The sequence below is a fragment of the Pseudomonas sp. S4_EA_1b genome (assembly GCF_016307435.1).
Lineage (GTDB): Bacteria > Pseudomonadota > Gammaproteobacteria > Pseudomonadales > Pseudomonadaceae > Aquipseudomonas > Aquipseudomonas rhodesiae.
Map to the genome: position 1 here is coordinate 68,347 of NZ_JAEILC010000051.1, position 19,163 is coordinate 87,509.

Below are 19,163 nucleotides of genomic sequence, written 5' to 3' on the forward strand. Positions count from 1 at the left end.
GCAGGGTGGGGTGATTACACGCCGCCGGCGGTGAGTTTTTCCGGGTCCAACAGCGTTTCCAATTGGCTGCGCGGCAAATCGGTGTGTTCAAGCGCCACATCGAGCACCGGACGCCCCTGCTGATAGGCCTTCTTGGCGATTTCAGCGGCTTTCTGGTAACCGATGATCGGGTTGAGCGCTGTCACCAGAATCGGATTGCGCGATAACGCCTCGTTGAGCTTGGCTTCGTTGACCTTGAAGCTGGCGATGGCTTTATCGGCCAGCAGGCGGCTGGAGCTGGCTAGCAGCTCCAGGCTGCTGAGCAAGTTCTGGGCGATGACCGGCAGCATCACGTTTAGCTCAAAATTGCCGGACTGACCGGCGACGGTGATTACCGTGTCATTGCCGATCACCTGCGCTGCGACCATGGCGGTTGCTTCCGGAATCACCGGATTGACCTTGCCCGGCATTATCGACGAGCCCGGTTGCAGCCCCTCCAACTCGATCTCACCCAGACCTGCCAGCGGACCGGAGTTCATCCAGCGTAGGTCATTGGCGATTTTCATCAGCGACACCGCAGTGGCTTTCAACTGGCCTGAAACGGCGACGGCGGTGTCCTGGGAGCCAATCAATGCAAATAGGTCCTTGCCCGGCGTGAACTTAACGCCGGTCAGGCTGCTGAGTTGCTGGCTGAAGCGCGCCGCGAATTGCGGATGTGCGTTGATGCCAGTGCCCACCGCAGTCCCGCCTTGGGCCAAGGCTTGCAGGCTGGGCAGCAAATCCTGCAAGTGGCCGATATTGGCCTTGAGTTGCTGCGCCCAACCGTTGAGTACCTGGCTCATGCGCACGGGCATGGCGTCCATCAGGTGTGTACGGCCGGTCTTGATAAAGGGGTGAACCTCTTCAGCCTTGTGTTCGATCACCTGCACCAGATGCAGCAGAGCCGGCAGCGCTTGCTCATGCAGGACCAGTGCGGCACTCACATGGATAGTGGTGGGAATGATGTCGTTGCTGCTCTGGCCGCAGTTCACATGGTCATTGGGGTTGACCGCCTCACCCAGCAAACGGCTGGCCAAGGTTGCAATCACTTCATTGGCATTCATATTGGAGCTGGTGCCGGAGCCGGTCTGGAAGATATCCACCGGGAAATGGCGCATGTAATCGCCTTCCAGCAAGCCCTGGGCGGCATCGACGATGGCCTTGCCCTGCCCTTCGCTGATTTGCTTGAGCTCCACGTTCACCTTGGCAGCCGCCGCTTTGGCCAGGATCAGCGCGCGAATGAACTGCGCGGGCATTGGCTGATGGCTGATCGGGAAATTGTTCACCGCGCGTTGGGTCTGGGCGCCATACAGGGCATCGGCGGGAACATGCAGTTCGCCCATGCTGTCGCGTTCGATACGGGTGTTACTCATCGGAAGATCCTTGCACCAGGTCAGAAACAGAAAGGGACGGCAGCAACTGGCACGTTGCCAACTGCCAGGCAAAGGCCTGCCAGCGCTTGAGGCGACAGGCGCAATGAGAGAGTTTTTCCAGGTCGCGCAACGGGCGCCAGGCTTGATCCAGACACAGTGATCGCCAGTGCCAGGGCAAGGCGATATCACTGGCGGTGTCGATCAACAGGCGAAACGAGGTTTCAGCGATGGTCCACGGGTGCGTTGCGGTGCAGCACGCCAGGTATCGACCCTCGCTGAGGTAATGTTCGATCAGCCGCGGTTCGTTGGGGTCCAGACCGCAGCGGATCTGACGGCTCATCCAGCGCCAACTTTCCAGGTAAGGATCCTCGTGCAGGACAGAATTCATGATCCACACTCGCTCGGTAATGATATTTATTATTAAATGATATTGAGAATCAAAACAAGCATAGGCGTTAAGTCGACTTTTCAGCCGCCCACAAAAAAGGCGCGCCATCTGTGAGATGGCGCGCCTTTTTTGTGGGCGGTCAGTCGGAAGGATCAGCTGCCGGCGACCGTCATCCGCTCAATCAATACCGAACCGGTGTGGATGTTGCTGCGCCGCTCTACGTCATTCCCCACCGCAATGATTTGCTTAAACATGTCACGCATATTGCCAGCAATGGTGACTTCCTGGACGGCAAACTGAATCTCGCCGTTCTCCACCCAGAACCCCGCCGCGCCGCGCGAATAGTCACCGGTGACCATGTTCAGGCCATGGCCCATCAACTCGGTGACCAGCAGGCCACGGCCCATACGCCGCAACAGCGCTGCCTGATCTTCATCGCCGTGGGTCACGAACAGGTTATGCACGCCCCCCGCATTCGCGGTGCTGGGCAACCCGAGCTTGCGACCGGAATAAGTACCCAGCACATAGGACACCAACTCGCCTTTCTCGACGAACGGCTTGGCATAGGTCGCCAAGCCATCACCGTCGAACGAGGTGCTGCCCATGGCACGCATCAAGTGTGGACGTTCATCGATGGTAAGCCATTCTGGAAACAGCGTTTGGCCGATTGCCCCTTCCAGGAACGAGGATTTGCGATACAGATTGCCGCCGGAAATCGCCCCGAGGAAACTGCCGAACAAACCGCCGGCCAGTTCCGCAGAAAACAGGACCGGCACTTCGCAGGTCGGCACCGGACGCGCGCCCAGGCGGCTCGCGGCACGCTGCGCGGCCTTCTGGCCGATGCTGACAGGGTCAGCCAGGAGTTCGCCCTGACGGTTCACGTCATACCAGTAATCCCGCTGCATCTGGCCATTGGCCTCGGCGATCATCACGCAGCTCAAACTATGGCGAGTGGAGGCGTAACCGCCGATAAAACCGTGGCTGTTGCCGTATACACGGCAGCCTTGGTGGGTATTGAGCGTGGTGCCATCGGCGTTCTTGATCCGAGAATCGGCGTCAAACGCGGCGGCCTCACAGACCAGCGCCTGCTCGATGGCCTGTTCCGGGGTGATGTCCCAGGCATGGAAAAGATCAAAGTCCTTTACATCCTTGGCCATCAGGGCTTTATCGGCCAGACCCGAACTTTCATCCTCGGAAGTGTGCTTGGCGATCGCCAATGCAGCGGCAACCGTCTCGCGGATCGCCTCCGCGCCACTGGCCGAGGTACTCGCCGAACCTTTGCGCTGCCCCACATACAAGGTGATGCCAAACCCCTGGTCGCGATTGAACTCAACAGTTTCCACTTCACGCTGACGCACCGACGTCGACAGCCCCTGCTCCAGCGACACCGCGACTTCACAGGCACTGGCCCCCTGGCGCTTGGCCTCGGCAAGAATCTGCTCGACTTGTTCCTGCAGTGCCGGTAACGCTTGCGGACCGACGCTTTGGGCTGCACTCATGGTTTTCTCCACTCAAATTCTGCTTTCGGTTAAGGCCATCGAGCGACCGGGCCGGACAAGCGGCCCCCGACTGGTTATCATGGCGGCGTTTCTTTGCGGACTGCCACCATGGTTGATTCTTACGACGACTCCCTCGATGGGGAGAAAAGCAAATCCCAGGTCAAACGTGAGCTGCATGCTCTGGTTGACCTCGGCGAGCGCCTTACAACGCTCAAAAAAGACTTGATTGCCAAATTGCCACTGACCGACGAAATGCGCCGGGCGCTTGCGGATGCGCCCAAGCACACCTCGAATATCGCGCGCAAACGGCATATCTCGTTTATCGGCAAGCTGATGCGCGATCAGGACATTGACGCCATTCTCACCTTGCTCGATCAAACCGATGCCTCCACTCGCCAGTACAACGAACGCTTCCATAACCTGGAGCGTTGGCGTGACCGCCTGATCTCGGGCGATGACGCGGTGCTGGAGAAGTTCGTGCTGGACTACCCGGACGCGGACCGCCAACAACTGCGCTCCCTGATCCGTCAGGCCCAGCACGAGCTGGCGCATAACAAGGCGCCGGCCACCAGCCGTAAAATCTTCAAGTACATCCGTGAGCTGGACGAGACTCAACGCGGCCTGCGCTGATCCTCTTCCCCGGGTGGCGGCCTTCGCCACCCGAAGCTCCCGTGCTTACGAGCCCGTGCCCCCCACGGTGATCGCATCAATCTTCAGCGTTGGCTGGCCGACACCCACCGGCACCGACTGCCCATCTTTACCGCAAGTACCCACGCCGCTGTCCAGGGACAGATCGTTACCCACCATGGACACCTTGCTCATGGCTTCCGGCCCGTTGCCGATCAACGTGGCGCCTTTGACCGGCGCGGTGATTTTGCCGTCCTCGATCAAATACGCCTCGCTGGTGGAAAACACGAACTTACCGCTGGTGATATCCACCTGGCCGCCGCCGAGGTTGGCACAGTAGATGCCGCGTTTGACCGAGGCGATGATTTCCGCCGGGTCGCTTTCGCCAGCCAGCATGTAGGTGTTGGTCATGCGCGGCATCGGCAGGTGCGCATAGGATTCGCGCCGACCGTTACCGGTGCGTGCCACACCCATCAGACGCGCGTTGAGCTTGTCCTGCATATAGCCCTTGAGCACGCCGTTTTCGATCAAGGTGGTGCACTCGGTAGGGGTGCCTTCGTCGTCCACGCTCAGCGAACCACGGCGACCGGCGAGGGTACCGTCGTCGACGATGGTGCACAGTGAGGACGCCACGCGCTCGCCCATGCGCCCGCTGTAGGCCGAGCTGCCCTTGCGGTTGAAGTCACCTTCCAGGCCGTGGCCCACTGCTTCGTGAAGCAACACCCCGGACCAACCCGACCCCAGCACTACGGGCAACGTGCCCGCTGGCGCCGGAATGGCTTCCAGATTCACCAATGCCTGACGCAGTGCTTCACGGGCATAGCCCATGGCACGATCCTCACTGAGGAAATAACGGTAATCGGTTCGCCCGCCACCGCCATGGCCGCCGCGCTCGCGACGGCCGTTCTGCTCGACGATCACGCTGACGTTGAAGCGCACCAGCGGCCGCACATCCGCCGCCAGGCTGCCATCGGTGGATGCCACCAAGATGCGCTCCCACACACCGGCCATGCTGACGCTGACCTGCTGGATACGCGGGTCGAGGGCGCGAGTGGCGGCGTCGACACGCTTGAGCAGCTCGACCTTCTCGGCACGGCTGATCACTTCCAAAGGATTATCCGGTGCGTATAGCTGGGCCACGTCCTGGCTGCTGAACGCCTGCACCGTGCCATGCTGGCCGGCGCGGGAAATCGAGCGCGCCGCGCGAGCCGCCAGCCCCAGGGCTTCCAGAGTAATGGCGTTGCTGTAGGCAAAGCCGGTTTTTTCACCGGACTGCGCACGCACGCCCACGCCTTGGTCAAGGTTGAAACTGCCTTCCTTGACGATGCCGTCTTCCAGGGACCAGGACTCGGAAATCTGCCCCTGGAAATACAGGTCGGCCGCGTCGATGCCCGGCCCGGCCAGATCACCCAGCACCGTTTGCAAGTTTTCGATGGTCACGCCACCGGGTGCCAGGAGGTGTTCACTGACTGAGGACAACAACTCGCTCATAGATTTGGCCTTAAATTCATCGTTCCGAAGCAGGCCGCTGTGCGCCCTGCGAGAAAAAGCGCCGGTGGTTGACCACCGGCATGCGCGCCCGAATCGACGCTTGTTCACTGCTGTCGCGAGCAGCTAACAGCACCGCTTCGCCTTGATCCTGTTGTGCCAGCACCCGTCCCCACGGGTCGACAATCGCCGCGTGGCCGTAGGTTTCCCGTGGCCCCGGATGCACACCGCCCTGAGCCGCCGCGAGCAGGTAGCATTGGGTCTCGATGGCCCGTGCCCTAATCAGCACATCCCAATGCGCAGCGCCGGTCACTGCGGTAAACGCCGACGGCGCGGTAATCAGTTCGGCCCCCGCTGCACGCAATTCGCTGTACAGCTCCGGGAAGCGCAGGTCATAACACACCGACAAGCCCAAGCGCCCCACCGGCGTGTCCGCCACCACCACGTTGCTTCCAAAAGCATAGTCGTCGGACTCGCGATAGCGACCTCGCGCATCGGCAACGTCCACATCGAACAGATGCAGCTTGTCGTAACGGGCAACGATTTCGCCATGGTCATCGATCAATAGCGAGCAGGCGTTGGACTTGGCCTGCGGTTGGCCCTCTGGCGGCAACGGCAACGTACCAGCCACTATCCATAAGGTGAGGTCGCGGGCGGCTTGTTTCAACCATGGCAGGATCGGGCCCTCGTCCAGTGCCTCGGCGCGACCGATGTCCGCCACATCGCGACGGCCCATGGCAGCGAAGTTTTCCGGCAACACCGCCAGTTTCGCCCCGCCCGCCGCCGCTTGCTCAAGCAGGCGCCGAGCCTGCGCCAGGTTGGCCAGCACGTCGCTCTGGCTGACCATTTGAATTACCGCAAAGGACATGGGGCCTACTCCGCAATGGACATGCACCAGGAAAAAAGAGCCCCCATGCTACCGCGCAGGCACTCAGTTTGGTTTTTCGAATGGCTTGTCAAAGGTGATTTTGGGGTCCTTCCAGGGCCCTTCCACCTTGTATTGCACGCTGGCGAAACGTGACACACGGTCGCCGATCAGCTTGTCGATCAGGAACAGGGCACCACCCACCGCTGGCGCACCGACAATCAATGCGGCAATCGGAAGGTTATTGGTGACCGGTAACGTCACCAGCAGCTTCGCATCGACGCGATCGGCTACCAGGTCCAGCGTGCCATTGAGTTCCAGGTTACTCGACGGCCCAGTCAGGGTGATCGGCTCACGGGTGACGAATACTCCATTGCTGGCCGCCAGCAGGCCTTTGACGCGGTCATAGCTCAATCCCTTGCCGAGCAGGTCGGAGAAGTCCAGACGCAGTCGACGGCCGATGGAGTTGAAGTTGAGCAGGCCAAACACCCGCAGGGCCTGAGCTCCGCCTTCCACTTCGACGAACTGGCCTTTGCGGAATGCAGCGTCCAGGCTGCCGGAGAAGCGTTTCGGCCCCACCCAGGCCGGCGAGCCCGGCCAGCGACCGTCCACATCCAGATGGAAGTCCTCGCTGGTCACGGTTGGTGCAAAGCCCCAGCCCTTGAGCACATCGGCGATGTTTTTGCCGTCCAAGCGGCCTTTGTACCAACTGCTGCTATCGCCCGGCGCACCTTCCCAACCACCTGCCCCCTTGAGCTGCATGCCCTTGAGGCCCAGATCCAGATTGTTGAAGGCCAAGCCTTTGGCGGTAGGCCGGATCTTCAGCGACCAGGCCCCTATCAGGTCAGGCCCCTGGAACAACTGATCGATGCTGATATCCAGCGCCGGAATATCCTTGGGATCGACGCTCGCCAACGGGTCCGGCGCATTTTCATCCGCCTGGACGGTCGGATCCACGGCCGGCAGTTTTACGTACTGCAGGTCGACCACAATCGGCGCGCCCTTGGCGTCCGGCAAGCTCACGCGGCCCTTGGCCTGCTGGCTGTCGAGCTGCATGGTCCAGGCAGCGGGCTTGCGGTCCAATTGCAAACTGACCTGATCGAACTGGGTGCCCAAGCCGGTAAGCTTGCCGATTTTGAAATCGGCACTGCTCAGCAGTTGCTTGGCGCTGCCGCCAGGATCGTTGCCGGCGTACTGATTAACCAGTTTTTTCCAAGGGTCGATATCCAGCTCCGAGAGCACGCCACGAACCCGTAACCCCTTGCCACCCGGCAGCACCGCGTCACCGTCACCGAGGAACAGCTCACCGCGGCCCTCATTGAATTTGTCCGGCGGCGCAGCGAAGGTGAAATTCGCCAGCTCGCCGTAGTCGAACCAGTAACGCCGCTCGGCGCCCTGCAAGGTCATGCGGAATGTGCTGTCACGCCCCTGACTGGCCGGCATGCCGAACGGTGCCGGCAAATCCACCGCCACCCCTTTGAGGTTGGAACTGACCATCAGTTGGCTGTCGGCTCCGTCCAGATTGAGTTGCAACTGGTAGGGGATATCGCCGGACACGGGCAACGGCTGAGTGATTTTCAACCAGTCGGTCAGCCGCTTGACCGTGACCTGGCCCTTAGCAACCACGCGGGTGCTGATATTGCCCGGTTTGCCATCGGCGAAGATCTGCGCCGTGACCGGTCGCTCGAACACCTGGGCGGAGATGTTCTGGCCACTGAGCCCCTTGGCGCTGTCGAAACGGAAATCGCCCTTGAGCTGCGTCAGGTCCAGGGTTGGCTCGGCCAACTGCAGGCGGGCCTTATCGGTCTGGAAATCCACCACGATCTTGGGCTCTGTGCCTTTGGCCAGGGGGATGTCCAGGTCGAGCTTACCTTGCAGATCGCCCTCGCCCTTCCAGCCGGCGAATGTCGACGCCGTGCCGATCGGGGCCTCCTGCAGGATTTTCAAACCGTCGCCCAGGCCGCCGGCGAAATTGCCGGTGAGCAGCAGATGGCTGTCTTTGCCCGCCGGAGCGTGGGGAATGTTGACGTAGATGTCCTTGACCTGAGTGTCGAGCAACTGGCCCTTGCTGGCCAGAATGCGCACGCAGCTCTCCTCGACGAACACCTCACCATCGACCTTGCTCACATGAGGCCAGCCCGGCTGGAAGGCCAGCTCGGCGTCATGCACTTTGAAAAACAGGCTGATATTGCGCGCCGCTCGCACCGCATCGTGGTTCAGCGAGCCTTGGTACTGGAAGAAGCCTTCGTCCACCGCCCCCTTGAGAATCGCCGTGCGCAGCCATTCATCCAGGGCCGGGCTCAACACCGCCGGCAGGTATTTGGGGGTAAAGCGTCCATCACCGTCCACCAGGCCGACGCGCAGGTCCATGTAGTCTTCCTGGCTGTGGTCGAAATGCAGGCGGATCAGGAAGTCGGCGGCGATCTTGCCTTCCTCCCCCAGCACCTTGATGTAAGGCGCAATCAGGGTGAAGCCTTGCTTGTCCAAGGTCCACGTGAGGCGCGCATTGGCCTGAATGTATTGCCAGGGCTTGGCGAAGATCGGGTCCAGGTGCAGGGAAAAATCCTTGCTGTCCATGCGTAGCTCGCCATGGCCCAGGTTACCGCTGATGCTGCCGGATACATTGCGCGCGGCCGGCGCGCCGGAATAGGCATCGAAACCCACGCGTTCGAGGTTGGCGGCGAAACTGACTTTTTCATCGGTGCTGTCCTGGGGGCGGAAGTCCACCAGCACATTACGCAACAAGCCCGTCGCCTTGAGATGCTCGACGGTTTTGGCGAAACCCTCCGGCAGCGGCGCCAGCGCGTTGAGCAACGGGGTAATGGGGGTCAGGTCCAGCCGATCGGCCTGTAGTTTCCAGACTTCCTGGTCCTTATCGGTGGCCAAGGTCTGCTGCAATTGCAGGCGCGATTCCCAGCGGGTTTCCCCCAGGCTCATCGCCAGCGAATCGAACAGTACTTTGAGGCCTGTCTCGCTACGTTGCAGATACGCGGTAAGGGCAAGGTTTTCGATATGTACGGGCTTGCGCTCGGCGTAGCTGCCTTTGACCTGAGGCGAATTGAGGCGCGCCACGGCGCTTTGCACGGTGCCGTTGCCCCAGTTCAGCCAGAACTCGCCACCGGCCTTCAATTGCGTGAGTTTCCACTGCTGCGTCAGTCGAGCCGGAATCCACTTGGCCCAGTCGCTCTGAGGCAGGCTCAGGTAAGCCTGGATCTCGGCATCCCTCCATTGGCTGGCGCGGATGCGGCTGCGCAGGCTCATGGCCAGCGGCTGGCCGTCGGGCAGGGTCAGGCGCGCGTCGAGACGCTGGCGGGTCATGCCGGTGTGTAGGCTCAGTCCCACGTAAGTCAGGGTCAGCGGCGGCTGATCGAACGGCTGCAAGGTTACCTGGCTGTCGAGCAGCGACACACGCTTGACCATCTGCATGCGGGTAAGCAGTTGCTGCGGGTCGAGGGGCTGATCGTCCTGTAACGGCAAGCCCTGCAAGGCCCAGCGGCCGTCCTTGTCTTCCTTGGCACTCAGTTGCAGCCCGCTGAGCTGCAGGTGGGCGATGCGCACTTCACGGGCGGTCAGGCTGGCCCAGATATCCGGCACCACTTCAACCTGATCCAGGCGCAAGGCACTGCTGCCCTCGCCCACCATCACGTCATGGGCGAGCAGCACGGGCGCGAAGCCGCTCCAGCGGCCTTCAAGGCTGCCGATGTGCATGGGCATGCCTAGCGCGGCCTCCGCCTTGGCCTGGACCTCGGCACGATACTCGGCCACCAGCGGGGTCAATTCACGTCCAAGGCTTACGTACACCGCCGCCAACACCAGCAGCAAGGCGCACAGGCCCAGGCCCCAACGGGTCAAGGCGGCAAAAAAGCGTGTCAGACGCTCCATGTCAGGCGACCCTCAAGGCAGTAGTCGGGCGGCAGGTCAGTGCCGCCGGTCTCATTAAAAAGAAGCGATTGCGGGATCAGAGCAGCACCACGTCGTATTGTTCCTGGGAATACATGGTTTCGACCTGAAAGCGAATCGTGCGACCGATAAACCCCTCAAGTTCGGCGACGTTACCGGACTCTTCATCCAGCAAACGGTCGACCACTTTTTGATTGGCAAGCACTCTATAACCTTCGGCCTGGTAAGCCCGCGCCTCTCGTAAGATTTCCCGGAAAATCTCATAGCAAACCGTTTCCGGGGTTTTCAGCTTTCCACGTCCTTGGCAACTGCTGCACGGTTCGCACAGCACTTGTTCCAGGCTCTCACGGGTGCGCTTGCGGGTCATCTGCACCAAACCCAGCTCGGTGATGCCGATGATATTGGTCTTGGCGTGATCGCGTTCCAGCTGTTTTTCGAGGGTGCGCAACACCTGGCGCTGATGCTCTTCATCTTCCATGTCGATGAAGTCGATGATGATGATGCCGCCCAGGTTGCGCAGGCGCAGTTGGCGGGCGATAGCCGTGGCCGCTTCGAGGTTGGTCTTGAAAATGGTTTCTTCAAGGTTGCGATGGCCGACGAACGCACCGGTGTTGACGTCGATGGTAGTCATGGCCTCCGCCGGGTCCACCACCAGATAGCCGCCGGACTTGAGCGGCACCTTGCGCTCCAAGGCTTTCTGGATTTCGTCCTCGACGCCATACAGGTCGAAAATCGGCCGTTCACCGGGGTAGTGTTCCAGGCGGTCAGCGATTTCCGGCATCAGCTCTACAACGAATTGCGTGGTGCGCTGGAAGGTTTCCCGCGAGTCGATGCGAATCTTCTCAATTTTTGGGCTGACCAAATCGCGCAGAGTACGCAGGGCCAGGCCCAAGTCTTCATAGATCACGCTGGGCGCGCCGATAGTCTTGATCTGTGCGCCGATCTGGTCCCACAACCGCCGCAGATAACGGATGTCCATGAGGATCTCGTCAGCGCCGGCCCCTTCGGCGGCGGTGCGCAGGATAAAACCACCTGCTTCCTTGATGCCCTCGGCGGCCACGCAGTCGCTGACCACTTTTTTCAAGCGCTCGCGCTCGGCTTCGTCTTCGATCTTCAGGGATATGCCGACATGCGCGGTACGCGGCATATACACCAAGTAGCGCGACGGAATCGACAGTTGTGTGGTCAGGCGTGCCCCTTTGGAGCCGATGGGGTCCTTGGTGACTTGCACCACCAGGCTCTGCCCTTCGTGCACCAGGGCACTGATGCTTTCGACCGCCGGGCCCTCGCGCAGCGAGATCTCCGAGGCATGGATGAACGCGGCACGGTCCAGGCCGATGTCGACGAATGCCGCCTGCATCCCCGGCAATACCCGCACGACTTTGCCTTTGTAGATATTGCCTACGATCCCGCGTTTCTGAGTACGCTCGACGTGCACTTCTTGCAGAACACCGTTCTCTACCACCGCCACGCGCGATTCCATCGGCGTGATATTGATCAGAATCTCTTCACTCATGGCTGGGTCTCGTTCAGGCGTTTTCACAATAGTGACCGATCGCTTAAGGCTGGGCGCTGGAGTCAGGCATTCAGCGCACGGTAAGGTTTTGCCAACAGGGTATGCCGAATTGGGCGAGCAGTTGTGCGGTTTCGCACACCGGCAGGCCAACCACGGCGGAATAACTGCCGTTGAGCCCGGTAACGAAAATCGAGCCAAGCCCTTGAATAGCATAGCCGCCCGCCTTGTCCTGGGGCTCGCCACTGCGCCAATAGGCGGTCGCCTCCTCCACGCTAATTGCGCGAAAACGTACCAGGCTGCTGACACATTGCGTTTCACAACGCTGGCCGTCAGTCAGAGCAATCGCGGTCAGAACCTCATGTTCACGCCCTGCTAAGGCCATCAACATGGCCAAAGCGTCGGCCTGATCCACGGGTTTGCCGAGGATCAGGCCATCCACGATCACAGCGGTATCGGCGCCCAATACACAGGCCGCCGAAGCTTGCCCAAGCGCTGCGAAACCGGCCATGGCCTTGCCGCGCGCGAGACGTTTGACGTAGGCAACAGCGGATTCATTGGCAAGAGGAGTTTCATCGATAGCGGCACTGACGACGGTGAAAGGCACACCGATCTGAGTCAGCAGTTCACGCCGCCGGGGAGAACCGGAGGCCAGATAAAGGGTATTCATTGCAGACTCTCCCTGTAGGGTTCGATAACCAGGCAGAGCCTCGCAATCCGTTCAATTGATCTTGTAGCGACGACATAACCCACGCAGACCGAAGCTGATCCACGGCCACAGTAAGGCACTGACCAGCGCGGGCAATACCAGCGCCAGGGTTGGCTGACGGTTACCGGTCAGGGCACTGAGCCACAGCTGCACCAACTGCGCCAGGCCGAAAATCACCAGAATCACCAGGCATTGCTGCCACATCGGAAACATGCGCAGACGCTGCTGCAACGACAACACCAGGAACGTAATAAGGGTCAGGATCAACGCGTTCTGGCCCAGCAAGGTGCCATAGAGTACGTCCTCCGCCAAGCCCAGGAACATGGCGGTGACCATGCCGACTTTATGCGGCAGGTTCAGGGACCAGAACGCCAGCAACAACGCCAGCCAGAGCGGACGCAGGATCTCCATGAACTGAGGCAGCGGTGACACGCTGAGTAGCAAGCCGATGGCAAAGCTTAGCCAGACGATCCAGCCATTTCGCGAATGGGTACTGGCCATTATTCCTCTCTCTGCCGCGTGGTGGCCGGCGCCGCAACCGCAGGAGGCTTGGCGGCAGGTGCTGTGGTTGCTGGCGGCTTAGTAGCGGCGGGTTTGACTGGATGCGCGCTATGGGCCGCAGGCTTGGCCGGCGTGGCCACAGGGGCAGTCGCTGCCGGGGCTGCTGCTGGAGTCACTGGGCTTGCCGGAGCGGGCTTGGGCACGGTCGCGGGAATAATCGGCGCAGTGCCGTTCTTTTTGTCTTCCGCTTCCTGAGCCTGCGCAGCTTCATTGGCGCGCTCTTCCGGGGTGCGGTTATCGCTGAATACCAGTAACAGATAGCGACTGCGATTCAAGGCAGCGGTAGGCACGGCGCGCACGATGGCGAAGGGCTGGCCGGAATCGTGGATCACTTCCTTGACCGTCGCCACCGGGTAACCCGCCGGAAAGCGCTGACCCAGGCCGGAACTGACCAACAAGTCGCCTTCCTTGATGTCGGCGGTATCGGCCACATGACGCAGCTCCAGACGCTCGGGGTTGCCGGTGCCACTGGCAATCGCGCGCAGCCCGTTACGGTTGACCTGCACAGGAATGCTGTGGGTGGTGTCCGTCAGCAACAGTACCCGCGAGGTGTAGGGCATCAGCTCCACCACCTGGCCCATCAGACCACGCGCGTCCAGCACCGGCTGGCCCAGGACTACGCCGTCGCGCTCACCCTTGTTGATGATGATGCGATGGGTAAAGGGGTTTGGGTCCATGCCGATCAACTCGGCCACTTCGACCTTTTCGTTGACCAGCGCAGAAGAATTGAGCAACTCGCGCAGCCGAACGTTCTGCTCGGTCAGGGCCGCGAGCTTTTGCATGCGCCCCTGCAGCAGCAGGTTTTCAGTCTTGAGTTTTTCGTTCTCGGCGACCAGCTCGGTGCGGCTGCCGAATTGGCTGGCCACGCCTTGGTAGAGACGTTGCGGCAGGTCGGTGATCCAGTAAGTCTGCATCAACACCAGCGACATCTGACTGCGCACCGGCTTAAGCAGTGCGAAGCGCGCATCCACCACCATCAGCGCGACCGAAAGCACGACCAGCACCAATAAGCGCACGCCCAATGAGGGGCCTTTGGCGAAAAGCGGTTTAATAGGCCGCTCCTCCCAGGCAAATATTCTCTTTATTCATACGGCATCAAACCGGCCTGGATGCAGATTGAAGAAGATAAACGCCAACAGGCAGCACTGCAAAGTGCTGCCTGCGGGCGACGCATGGGCAAACCAGCAATGTCTTATTCGCTGGAGAGCAGGTCCATGGTGTGTTTATCCATCATTTCCAGTGCACGACCACCGCCCCGGGCAACGCAGGTCAGCGGGTCTTCGGCAACGATCACCGGCAGGCCGGTTTCCTGGGCCAGCAACTTGTCGAGGTCGCGCAGCAAAGCGCCACCACCCGTCAGGACCAGGCCGCGCTCGGCGATATCGGACGCCAATTCCGGCGGCGATTGCTCCAGGGCGCTTTTCACCGCCTGAACGATGGTTGCCAGGGACTCTTGCAGAGCTTCCAGCACTTCATTGGAGTTCAGGGTGAAGGCACGAGGAACACCTTCGGCCAGGTTGCGACCGCGAACGTCGACTTCACGCACTTCGCCGCCCGGGTAGGCCGTACCGATTTCCTGCTTGATGCGCTCGGCGGTGGATTCGCCGATCAGGCTGCCGTAGTTACGACGCACATAAGTGATGATCGCTTCGTCGAAACGGTCGCCGCCCACGCGGACGGATTCGGCATACACCACACCGTTCAGGGAAATCAGGGCGATTTCGGTAGTACCACCACCGATATCCACCACCATCGAACCGCGCGCTTCCTCAACCGGCAGGCCGGCACCGATGGCGGCAGCCATAGGCTCTTCGATCAGGAACACTTCGCGGGCACCGGCGCCGAGGGCCGATTCACGGATGGCACGACGCTCCACCTGGGTGGACTTGCAAGGCACACAGATCAGCACACGAGGGCTGGGCTGCAAAAAACTGTTTTCGTGAACTTTGTTGATGAAGTACTGCAGCATCTTTTCGCAGACACTGAAGTCGGCGATCACGCCGTCCTTCATCGGACGAATGGCGGCAATATTGCCGGGTGTCCGGCCGAGCATGCGCTTGGCCTCGGTGCCGACGGCAACGACACTTTTCTGATTACCATGGGTCCGAATGGCCACAACCGATGGCTCATTCAGAACGATACCGCGCTCGCGCACGTAAATAAGGGTGTTGGCAGTGCCCAGGTCAATGGAAAGATCGCTGGAAAACATGCCACGCAGTTTCTTGAACATGGGAAAGGGACCCTAGGCAACGCGTGGGTAAAAAAGTGCGGCAAACTCTAACAACGACAGGGATTTTGGGCAAGGCGCCAATGTGCTAAATTGGCCGACTTTCTATGCACCAACCCCCACAATCGCGGCCGTAAGACCGTAGAAATGCGGTAGTGTTCCGACAATCTAACACACGGACAGCCTCCGTTCTGTTTTCCACAGGAGATTCCCATGGCGCTTGAACGCTCCGACGTGGAAAAAATCGCTCATCTGGCCTCGCTTGGCCTGAATGAAGCCGATCTTCCACAGACCACCGCAGCCCTGAACAGCATTCTCGGGCTGGTTGACCAAATGCAGGCCGTAAACACCGACGGCATCGAGCCCCTGGCTCACCCGCTGGAAGCCAGCCAGCGCCTGCGCGCAGACGTGGTGACCGAGCGCAATAATCGCGAGGCCTACCAGTCCATCGCGCCAGCGGTCGAAAACGGCCTGTACCTGGTTCCGAAAGTCATCGACTAAAGGGAAAGAGCCTTTCATGCATCACATGACTCTGGCCGAGATCGCCCGCGGTCTCGCCGATAAAAAGTTTTCCTCCGAAGAGCTGACCAAGACCCTGCTGGCGCGTATCGCCGAGCTGGACCCCAAGGTCAACAGCTTCATCAGCCTCACCGAAGAACTGGCCCTGAGCCAGGCCAAGGCCGCCGACACCCGTCGCGCCAGCGGTGAGACCGGCGTACTGCTGGGCGCCCCGATCGCCCACAAAGACCTGTTCTGCACCCAGGGCATTCGCACCAGCTGCGGCTCGAAGATGCTCGACAACTTCAAGGCGCCTTATGACGCCACCGTGGTGTCCAAGCTGGCGACAGCCGGAGCCGTGACCCTGGGCAAGACCAACATGGACGAATTCGCCATGGGGTCGGCCAACGAGTCCAGTTACTTCGGCGCGGTAAAAAACCCGTGGAACCTGGAACATGTGCCGGGCGGCTCCTCCGGCGGTTCGGCAGCCGCCGTTGCCGCACGTTTCCTGCCGGCCGCCACCGCCACCGACACCGGTGGCTCGATTCGCCAGCCGGCGGCGTTCACCAACCTCACCGGTTTGAAGCCCACCTACGGTCGCGTTTCCCGCTGGGGCATGATCGCTTACGCCTCCAGCCTCGATCAGGGCGGCCCGCTGGCACGCACCGCCGAAGACTGTGCGCTGTTGCTGCAAGGCATGGCCGGCTTCGACCCGCAGGACTCCACCAGCATCAATGAACCGGTGCCGGACTACAGCGCCAGCCTCAACACTTCGATCAAGGGCCTGCGCATCGGCGTGCCGAAGGAATACTTCAGCGCCGGCCTCGACCCGCGCATCGCCGAGCTGGTAAACAACAGCATCAAGGAGCTGGAAAAACTCGGCGCCGTGATCAAGGAAATCAGCCTGCCGAACAACCAGCACGCCATTCCTGCCTACTATGTGATCGCGCCCGCGGAAGCCTCCTCCAACCTGTCGCGTTTCGACGGCGTGCGCTTCGGCTATCGCTGCGAGAACCCAAAGGATCTGACCGACCTGTACAAACGCTCCCGTGGCGAAGGCTTCGGTGCCGAAGTGCAGCGCCGCATCATGGTCGGCGCCTATGCCCTGTCGGCCGGCTACTACGACGCGTACTACCTCAAGGCGCAGAAAATCCGTCGTTTGATCAAGAACGACTTCATGGCCGCCTTCGAAGAAGTCGACGTGATCCTCGGCCCGACCACGCCGAACCCGGCCTGGAAGATCGGCGCCAAGACCGGCGACCCGATCGCCGAGTACCTGGAAGACCTCTACACCATCACCGCCAACCTCGCGGGCTTGCCAGGCTTGTCCATGCCGGCCGGTTTCGTCGACGGTCTGCCGGTAGGCGTGCAATTGCTCGCCCCGTATTTCCAGGAAGGCCGCCTGCTCAATGTGGCGCACCAGTACCAGTTGCAGACTGACTGGCACACTCGCACCCCTACCGGCTTCTGAGGAGAACACTATGCAATGGGAAGTCGTGATCGGGCTGGAGATTCATACCCAGCTCGCCACCCAATCGAAGATTTTCTCCGGTAGCGCCACCACTTTCGGTGCCGAGCCCAACACCCAGGCCAGCCTGGTGGACCTGGGCATGCCCGGCGTGTTGCCGGTGCTGAACGAAGAAGCGGTGCGCATGGCAGTGATGTTCGGCCTGGCGATTGACGCCGAAATCGGCCAGCACAACGTATTTGCGCGCAAGAACTACTTCTACCCGGACCTGCCCAAGGGCTACCAGATCAGCCAGATGGAGTTGCCGATCGTCGGCAAGGGCCACCTGGATATCCCGCTGGAAGACGGCACCATCAAACGTGTCGGCGTGACCCGCGCGCACCTTGAGGAAGACGCCGGCAAAAGCCTGCACGAGGAATTCCCCGGCGCCACTGGTATCGACCTGAACCGCGCCGGTACGCCGCTGCTGGAAATCGTCTCCGAGCCGGACATGCGCAGCGCCAAGGAAGCCGTGGCCTACGTCAAGACCATCCACGCCCTGGTGCGCTACCTGGGCATCTGCGACGGCAACATGGCCGAAGGCTCGCTGCGTTGCGACTGCAACGTGTCGATTCGGCCAAAGGGCCAGGTCGAGTTCGGCACCCGCTGCGAGATCAAGAACGTCAACTCGTTCCGCTTCATCGAGAAAGCGATCAACAGCGAAGTGCGTCGTCAGATCGAACTGATCGAAGACGGCGGCAAGGTCATCCAGCAGACGCGTCTGTACGACCCGAACAAAGACGAAACCCGCGCCATGCGCAGCAAAGAGGAAGCCAACGACTACCGTTACTTCCCCGACCCGGACCTGTTGCCGGTGGTGCTGGAGGACTCGTTCCTCAATGACATCCGCGCCACCCTGCCGGAATTGCCGCAGCAAAAACGCGAGCGCTTCCAGGCGCAGTTCGGCCTGTCGGTCTATGACGCCAGCGTGCTGGCCTCCAGCCGCGAGCAAGCGAACTACTTCGAAAAAGTCGTGAGCATTGCCGGCGACGCCAAACTGGCGGCCAACTGGGTGATGGTCGAGCTGGGCAGCCTGTTGAACAAGCAGGGCCTGGAAATCGACGAAGCACCGGTCACCGCCGAGCAACTGGGCGGCATGCTGCTGCGCATCAAGGACAACACCATCTCCGGCAAAATCGCCAAGACCGTGTTCGAAGCCATGGCCAGCGGCGAAGGCAGTGCCGATGAGATCATCGAAAAGCGCGGCCTCAAGCAAGTCACCGACAGCGGCGCCATCTCGGCCGTTCTCGATGAAATGCTGGCGGCCAATGCCGAGCAGGTCGAGCAGTACCGTGCGGCGGACGAAGCCAAGCGCGGCAAGATGTTCGGCTTCTTTGTCGGCCAGGCCATGAAAGCCTCCAAGGGCAAGGCCAACCCGCAACAGGTGAACGAACTGCTCAAAAGCAAGCTCGAAGGCTGACAACGATGAATGGTTCGAGTGAGACTTCACGCTTAACTCGGACTTCCTGTGGGAGGGGGCTTGCCCCCGATAGCGGTGATTCAGTCAACCCAGTGGCGGCTGACACTCAGCTATCGGGGGGCAAGCCCCCTCCCACATTTGTAATGGGGTAACGTGGAAATGAAGCGTCTACTCGGCCTCCTGGCCCTGTTCTCTCTTTTAGGCGGTTGCGCCAGCGGCATCATCGACCCCAACGGCTACGACGAAACTGGCACCGCTTCCTATTACGGCGCCAGACACCACGGCAAGAAGACCGCCAGCGGTGAACCCTTCAACCAGAACGCCCTGACCGCCGCCCATCGGCAACTGCCTTTCGGCACCCAGGTCAAGGTGACCAACCTGAACAACGACCGCTCCGTGGTGGTGCGCATCAATGATCGCGGCCCGCATACCCGTGGGCGACTGATCGACCTCTCACGCAAGGCAGCCGAGCAACTGGGCATGCTGAGCAGCGGCACCGCACGGGTTCGCGTGCAGGCCCTGAGCAACTGAACCACAACGCAAAGGAGCCCTGGCCATTTTCGGATTAAC

The 19,163-nt window shown here is 60.9% G+C and carries 16 protein-coding genes; 5 read left to right on the forward strand and 11 right to left on the reverse strand.

Annotated features, from left to right (window positions below):
• Positions 1-14 precede the first annotated feature (14 nt).
• From YA0848_RS18030 to pmbA, 3 genes are all read right to left on the reverse strand, one after another.
• A complete protein-coding gene (locus YA0848_RS18030) occupies positions 15-1,391 on the reverse strand; it encodes a class II fumarate hydratase (protein ID WP_034095905.1) in 1,377 nt (458 codons plus the stop codon).
• On the reverse strand, positions 1,384-1,779 hold the full coding sequence (locus YA0848_RS18035) for a hypothetical protein (protein WP_034095904.1): 396 nt from the start codon (positions 1,777-1,779) through the stop codon (positions 1,384-1,386). The genes YA0848_RS18030 and YA0848_RS18035 overlap by 8 nt, the downstream gene beginning before the upstream one ends.
• Before the next feature lie 152 nt (positions 1,780-1,931).
• Complete coding sequence (gene pmbA, locus YA0848_RS18040) at positions 1,932-3,278, reverse strand: metalloprotease PmbA (protein ID WP_034095903.1); 1,347 nt, start codon at positions 3,276-3,278, stop codon at positions 1,932-1,934.
• Positions 3,279-3,386: 108 nt separating this feature from the next.
• Here pmbA and yjgA point away from each other — a divergent pair, with 108 nt between their 5' ends.
• Entirely contained in the window at positions 3,387-3,908 is a 522-nt protein-coding gene (gene yjgA / locus YA0848_RS18045; protein WP_034111774.1) for a ribosome biogenesis factor YjgA, read from the forward strand.
• A gap of 45 nt (positions 3,909-3,953) precedes the next feature.
• Here the strand turns inward: yjgA and tldD are convergent, their stop codons facing one another.
• From tldD to mreB, 8 genes are all read right to left on the reverse strand, one after another.
• On the reverse strand, positions 3,954-5,396 hold the full coding sequence (tldD, locus tag YA0848_RS18050; protein WP_034095901.1) for a metalloprotease TldD: 1,443 nt from the start codon (positions 5,394-5,396) through the stop codon (positions 3,954-3,956).
• A gap of 16 nt (positions 5,397-5,412) precedes the next feature.
• On the reverse strand, positions 5,413-6,261 hold the full coding sequence (locus tag YA0848_RS18055; RefSeq protein ID WP_169867984.1) for a carbon-nitrogen hydrolase family protein: 849 nt from the start codon (positions 6,259-6,261) through the stop codon (positions 5,413-5,415).
• 63 nt (positions 6,262-6,324) lie between these two features.
• Positions 6,325-10,140, reverse strand: coding sequence for a YhdP family protein (locus YA0848_RS18060; RefSeq protein WP_198731380.1), 3,816 nt, complete (start codon positions 10,138-10,140; stop codon positions 6,325-6,327).
• Between the two features lie 76 nt (positions 10,141-10,216).
• Positions 10,217-11,674 (reverse strand): ribonuclease G, encoded by a 1,458-nt coding sequence (gene rng / locus YA0848_RS18065; protein ID WP_034095898.1) that lies wholly within the window; start codon positions 11,672-11,674, stop codon positions 10,217-10,219.
• 70 nt (positions 11,675-11,744) lie between these two features.
• Positions 11,745-12,341 carry a Maf family protein gene (locus tag YA0848_RS18070; protein WP_169902811.1) on the reverse strand — a complete coding sequence of 199 codons (597 nt, stop codon included), beginning with the start codon at positions 12,339-12,341 and terminating at the stop codon, positions 11,745-11,747.
• A 51-nt stretch (positions 12,342-12,392) separates the two neighbouring features.
• On the reverse strand, positions 12,393-12,881 hold the full coding sequence (gene mreD, locus YA0848_RS18075) for a rod shape-determining protein MreD (protein WP_034095896.1): 489 nt from the start codon (positions 12,879-12,881) through the stop codon (positions 12,393-12,395).
• Positions 12,881-13,993: a rod shape-determining protein MreC gene (gene mreC, locus YA0848_RS18080; RefSeq protein WP_080758674.1), complete on the reverse strand. Its 1,113-nt coding sequence runs from the start codon at positions 13,991-13,993 to the stop codon at positions 12,881-12,883. Before mreC ends, mreD begins: the two co-directional genes overlap by 1 nt.
• A 140-nt stretch (positions 13,994-14,133) precedes the next feature.
• Entirely contained in the window at positions 14,134-15,171 is a 1,038-nt protein-coding gene (mreB, locus tag YA0848_RS18085) for a rod shape-determining protein MreB (protein WP_002555108.1), read from the reverse strand.
• Between the two features lie 210 nt (positions 15,172-15,381).
• Between mreB and gatC the strand changes: the two genes are divergently transcribed.
• The 4 genes from gatC to YA0848_RS18105 all read left to right on the forward strand — a co-directional run bounded on the left by gatC (position 15,382) and on the right by YA0848_RS18105 (position 19,124).
• Positions 15,382-15,669 (forward strand): Asp-tRNA(Asn)/Glu-tRNA(Gln) amidotransferase subunit GatC, encoded by a 288-nt coding sequence (gene gatC / locus YA0848_RS18090; protein WP_003171764.1) that lies wholly within the window; start codon positions 15,382-15,384, stop codon positions 15,667-15,669.
• Positions 15,670-15,685: 16 nt separating this feature from the next.
• Positions 15,686-17,137, forward strand: a complete 1,452-nt coding sequence (gatA, locus tag YA0848_RS18095; RefSeq protein WP_034095894.1) for an Asp-tRNA(Asn)/Glu-tRNA(Gln) amidotransferase subunit GatA — start codon at positions 15,686-15,688, stop codon at positions 17,135-17,137.
• Between the two features lie 10 nt (positions 17,138-17,147).
• Positions 17,148-18,593: an Asp-tRNA(Asn)/Glu-tRNA(Gln) amidotransferase subunit GatB gene (gene gatB / locus YA0848_RS18100; RefSeq protein ID WP_034095893.1), complete on the forward strand. Its 1,446-nt coding sequence runs from the start codon at positions 17,148-17,150 to the stop codon at positions 18,591-18,593.
• Positions 18,594-18,752: 159 nt separating this feature from the next.
• Entirely contained in the window at positions 18,753-19,124 is a 372-nt protein-coding gene (locus tag YA0848_RS18105) for a septal ring lytic transglycosylase RlpA family protein (RefSeq protein WP_034095892.1), read from the forward strand.
• The last annotated feature ends 39 nt before the right edge of the window (positions 19,125-19,163 follow it).